This window comes from Mycobacterium colombiense (genome assembly GCF_001672755.1).
Lineage (GTDB): Bacteria > Actinomycetota > Actinomycetes > Mycobacteriales > Mycobacteriaceae > Mycobacterium > Mycobacterium colombiense_C.
This window is the reverse complement of record NZ_LZKI01000086.1, coordinates 1-5,455: the sequence shown is the minus strand read 5'-3', so window position 1 is coordinate 5,455 and position 5,455 is coordinate 1. Positions and strand designations below refer to the sequence as shown.

General features: G+C 68.1%; 4 protein-coding genes and 1 pseudogene. All 5 read left to right on the top strand.

Features of this window, described 5'->3' with window-relative positions:
- Positions 1 to 2,153 (top strand): carbon starvation CstA family protein (locus A5708_RS13235; protein WP_065029070.1); only part of this gene is annotated, 2,153 nt, incomplete at its 5' end.
- 138 nt (positions 2,154 to 2,291) lie between these two features.
- On the top strand, positions 2,292 to 2,591 hold the full coding sequence (locus tag A5708_RS13230; protein ID WP_155766003.1) for a hypothetical protein: 300 nt from the start codon (positions 2,292 to 2,294) through the stop codon (positions 2,589 to 2,591).
- A 183-nt stretch (positions 2,592 to 2,774) separates the two neighbouring features.
- Positions 2,775 to 4,292, top strand: a complete 1,518-nt coding sequence (locus A5708_RS13225; protein WP_065029068.1) for an Hsp70 family protein — start codon at positions 2,775 to 2,777, stop codon at positions 4,290 to 4,292.
- Positions 4,293 to 4,306: 14 nt separating this feature from the next.
- Positions 4,307 to 4,972, top strand: a complete 666-nt coding sequence (locus A5708_RS13220) for a nitroreductase family protein (protein ID WP_196772625.1) — start codon at positions 4,307 to 4,309, stop codon at positions 4,970 to 4,972.
- A gap of 30 nt (positions 4,973 to 5,002) precedes the next feature.
- Positions 5,003 to 5,455: pseudogene (locus tag A5708_RS13215) on the top strand (polyphosphate kinase 2); the annotation flags it as partial.

Genomic DNA, 5,455 nt, shown 5'->3' with positions numbered 1-5,455 from the left:
TGCTCGGCGCCGTCGCCTGGGCGATCATCGCGTTCGCCCGGGGCGAGACGGTGAACGCGGTGTGGCTCGTCGTCGCGGCGATCTGCACCTACCTGATCGGATTCCGGTTCTACGCCCGGCTGATCGAAGTGAAGGTCGTTCGGCCGCGCGACGACCACGCCACGCCCGCCGAGATTCTGGACGACGGCAGCGATTACGTGCCGACCGACCGCCGGGTGCTCTTCGGCCATCACTTCGCCGCCATCGCCGGGGCCGGGCCGCTCGTCGGCCCGGTGCTGGCCACCCAGATGGGCTATCTGCCGTGCAGCATCTGGATCATCGTCGGCGCGGTATTCGCCGGGGCGGTGCAGGACTACCTGGTGCTGTGGATCTCCACCCGGCGGCGGGGCCGTTCCCTGGGCCAGATGGCGCGCGACGAGCTGGGCGCCATCGGCGGGGCCGCCGCGATGGTGGGCGTCCTCGTCATCATGGTGATGATCATCGCGGTGCTCGCGCTGGTGGTGGTGCGCGGACTGGCCCAGAGCCCGTGGGGCGAGTTCTCCATCGCGATGACCATTCCCATCGCCCTTTTCATGGGCTGCTATCTGCGGTTCCTGCGGCCGGGGCGGGTAGGCGAGGTCTCCCTCATCGGTTTCGTGTTGCTGATGCTCGCCGTGGTCTCAGGCAACTGGGTCAGCGAAACCTCTTGGGGCGCATCGTGGTTGAACCTGTCGGCGGTCACCGTCTCCTGGCTGATCATCAGCTACGGCTTCGTGGCGTCGGCGCTGCCGGTGTGGCTGCTGCTGGCACCGCGCGACTACCTGTCGACATTCATGAAGATCGGCGCCATCGCGTTGCTGGCGCTCGGCATCTTCCTCGCGCATCCGCTCATCCAGGCGCCGGCGGTCTCGCGGTTCGCCCACCGGGGCGACGGGCCGGTGTTCGCCGGCTCGCTGTTTCCGTTCCTGTTCATCACCATCGCGTGCGGCGCGCTGTCCGGATTTCACGCACTGATCTCGTCGGGGACGACGCCCAAGCTGCTGGAGAAGGAAAGCCAGATGCGCTTCATCGGCTACGGCGGCATGCTGACCGAGTCGTTCGTCGCCGTCATGGCGCTCATCAGCGCGGCCGTCCTCGACCAGCACGTGTACTTCGCGCTCAACGCCCCGGCCGCGCAGACCGGCGGCACCGCGGCCACCGCGGCGCACTACGTCAACGGCCTCGGGTTGTCGGGCGGGGCGGCGACCGCGGACCAGCTGAACCAGGCCGCCGCCGGGGTCGGCGAGAAATCGATCGTGTCACGCACCGGCGGCGCCCCGACGCTGGCGGTGGGCATGTCCGAGGTGCTGAACCGGGCCTTCGGCGGCGCCGGTCTCAAGGCATTCTGGTACCACTTCGCGATCATGTTCGAGGCGCTGTTCATCCTGACCGCCGTCGACGCGGGCACCCGGGTCGCGCGGTTCATGCTCTCCGATGCGCTGGGCAATCTGGGCGGCCCGCTGGCCAAGCTGCAAAACCCGAGTTGGCGCCCGGGCGTCTGGGGTTGCAGCCTGGCGGTGGTCGCCGCCTGGGGCGGCATCCTGCTGATGGGTGTGACCGATCCGCTGGGCGGCATCAACACGCTGTTCCCGCTGTTCGGCATCGCCAACCAGCTGCTCGCGGCGATCGCGCTGACCGTCATCACGGTGATCGTCATCAAGAAGGGTCTGCTGAAATGGGCGTGGATTCCCGGGGCGCCGCTGCTGTGGGATCTGGTGGTGACGCTGACCGCGTCATGGCAGAAGATCTTCTCCGCGGATCCCGCCGTCGGCTACTGGACGCAACACTTCCGGTACCTGGCCGCCAGGAGCGCCGGTAAGACGTCGTTCGGGTCGGCCAGGAACGCCCATCAGCTCGACGAGGTCATCCGCAACACCTCCATCCAGGGCACGCTGTCCATCCTGTTCGCGGTGGCCGTCGTCATCGTGCTGATCGCCGGAGTCCTGGTCGCGCTCGGGGCGATTCGCGGTCCGGGCAGCAAGTTGAGTCGGCCTTTGACCGAGGACGACCCGGTGCCCTCGAGGCTGTTCGCGCCCTCGGGCCTGATCCCCACCGCCGCCGAACGCGACGTGCAACGCAGGTGGGACGGGCTGCCGGCGTCGACTCCTGGGGTCGTCGGCGCTCAGGAGCGTTGACCGCCCGCTGACCGGTACCTGCCGAGGTGCCGTAGCGGGCCGCGCACAAACAGGTAGTCGACTACGCGTGCCTACTGGCGATTGCCGACCTTACGTTGGCTGCATCACCGGCAGACCTACGCGAAGAAGGTGGACGAAATGCTGGTCACGCCAACGGGACTCCGGGCCGCACCCGACATAAACGAGCCCATTCCGCAACCGCCCTCGGCGGCGCCGTCGGTGGAAGCGGCACCCGCAGAGGTCCTGATCAGCACCCAGCAGGTGCTCTTCGGCACCGCCGCTGTCCAGGGGACGCGCCGCGCCCCCCTCGCCGGCCGGATCGCCACCGCGCTGCGGCGGATGGCCGCGGACGCGAATCAGCCGCGGCACCCCCACTACCCGAGGCATTACGCGTACATCGAGAACGCCCGCATGGCGCGCGAAATGGGCCGGCTGTGAACGCCATCATCAGCGTCGCCTGCGCCGGATTGGTGATGCTGCTCGCGATGGGGACCCACAGCCTGCAATGGTGGCTCGAGCGCTACGACTACGAGCGCCATTTCGAGGACTGACCGAACGCGGGCGGCACGCCGCGTAGAAAGGTCGTGGCCCAAGCCCGCGTCGCGGTCCTAAACTTGCGCGATGAGAGTCGGTATCGACTTTGGCACCACCCACACCGTCGTCGCGGCCGTCGACCGGGGCAACTATCCCGTCGTCTCCTTCGAGGGCGTGGATGCCTGGCCGTCGCTCATCGCCGCCAATGCCGCCGGGGAATTGCGCTTCGGCGCGGACGCCGCCGCCGTCCGCCACGAACCCGGCTGGTCGCTGCTGCGCTCGTTCAAACGCCTGCTCAACGACGCCGGACCCCAGACCCAGGTCACCCTCGCGGGCCGCGACTATCGCCTGGCCGACCTCCTCACCGGCTTCCTGGCCCAGCTGAAATCCGATCTGCAACGGCACTCGAACGTCGCCCTGGCGCCGGGCGAAGGCATCGAGGCCGCGATCAGCGTGCCGGCCAACGCCTCGAGCGCCCAGCGCCTGCTGACCCTGGATGCCTACGTGGCCGCCGGTTTTCACGTCGTCGCGCTGCTCAACGAGCCGTCCGCCGCGAGCCTGGAATACGCCCACCGATACCGATCCACCATCACCGCCAAGCGCGAATACGTCCTGATCTACGACCTGGGCGGCGGCACATTCGACGCGTCGCTGCTGAAGATGGCCGGGCACGCGAACGAGGTCGTCATCAGCGAGGGCATTCAGCGCCTCGGCGGTGACGACTTCGACGAGGCGATCGTGGAGCTGGTGCTGGCCGGCGCCGGCCTGCCCGGCCTCGATGCCGCCGACCGGGACCTGCTGGCCGAGGAGTGCGCCGCCCGTAAAGAGGCCGTCGGACCGCAGACACGCCGCTTCCTGGTGGACCTGTCCGCGGTCGATCGGCCCCCGTTCTCCTGCCCCATCGACGACGTCTACGCGGTGTGCGCCCCGCTGGTCGACCAGACGACGGAGTTGCTCAACCGGGTCCTGCACGATCCCGCGCGCGGCCGCAAGGACGTGGACTGGTCGGAGGTGGCGGGCATCTACGTCGTCGGCGGGGCCGGCGGCTTCCCACTGGTGTCCCGAATGCTGCGCAGCACCTTCGGTGAGAAGCGGGTGAAACGCTCGCCGCACCCCTTCGCCGCCACCGCCATCGGACTCGCCGTCTTTCTGGACAAGGAGTCCGGTTTCGCGCTGTCCGAACGCTTCTCGAGAAACTTCGGGGTCTTCCGGGAGGCCGAGGCCGGCGCGGGTGTGGTCTTCGACCCGATCGTGTGCAAGGACGTTTCGCTTCCGGCCGACGGGCAATCCCCGCTAGTGGTGAAGCGAAAATATCGAGCGGCACACAACATCGGGCACTTCCGCTTCGTGGAATGCAGCCGCCTGGTCAACGGGCGCCCCGACGGCGACGTCACGCCCTACGACCCGGTGCTGTTCCCGTTCGATCCGGCCCTCTACGACCGCGACGACCTCGGGCGTCAGCCGGTCGGCCGCTGGACGGACGGGCCCGACGTCGAGGAGCGCTACGTCATCGCTCCCAGCGGTGCGGTGGAAGTGACGTTGACGACGAAGCCGGCCGGGTTCGAACGCACCTTCCGCTTGGAGCGGTGCGCGTCCGCGAGTTGATGAGCCATCCCTCTATGCAGCTATACGACGTGATGCGAACAACTTTCGCGGCACGGGAATTCACCGACGATCCGTTGCCCGATGAGGCGCTGGCGCGCATCTTCGACAACGCCCGGTTCGCTCCCAGCGGCGGCAACAGGCAGGGCGCCCATATCACCGTGGTGCGCGACGAAACGGTCCGCCGCCGGCTGGCCGAACTCGGCAAGCCGGCCGCTCGCCGCTACTTCGCCCAGTTGCAGGCGGATGAAAACCCTTGGAATTCGGTTCATCCCAGCGGCGTGCCGCAAGACGTCATCGACGCGACCGAGATTCCCGACACCTTCGTGGCGCCGATCGCCAAAGCGCCTGTCGTCCTGGTGGTTTCGGTGGACCTGGCCGTTGTCGCCGCCATCGACCAGAACCTGGACCGCGTCGGCATCGCCGGCGGGGCCTCGGTCTACCCGCTGATCTGGAACATCTTGCTCGCCGCGCGTAGCGAGGGCTACGGCGGCACCATCACGACGATGGCGATCGCGGCCGAAGAACGCGTCCACGAACTGCTGGGCATCCCCGACCGGCACGCGGTCGCCGCCGTCGTGCCGCTCGGAAAGCCGGTGCGGCAGCTGACCAAACTGCGCCGCAGGCCGGTCGCCGAGTTCATCACTCGAGATCGATTCGACGGCCCGGCCTTCGGCGGGTGAAGGTCTGGGGCCGCGGGTAAGCGTCGGAGTATGACGGAGATAGATCTAGACGCACTGTCGACTCCCGAACATGGGTACACCGTCGACGACCGCGACGACGACGACCCGGTCCTGCTCGACCGGGACGGCAATCACATTGAAACCTGGCGCGAGCGATACCCCTACGACCACCGGATGCCGCGCGACGAATACGAGGGACTCAAGCGGCGCTTGCAGGTCGAGCTGCTGAAGTTGCAAAATCACGCCAAACGCACCGGCGGGCGGCACGTGATCGTGTTCGAGGGACGCGACGCGGCCGGCAAGGGCGGCACCATTCAGCGCTTCATGGAGCACCTCAATCCGCGCAGCGCGCGGGTGGTGGCGCTGGACAAGCCCAGCGACCGTGAACGAACGCAGTGGTACTTCCAGCGCTACATCAGCCACTTACCGGCCGGCGGCGAGATCGTGTTGTTCGACCGGTCGTGGTACAACCGTGCCGGCGTG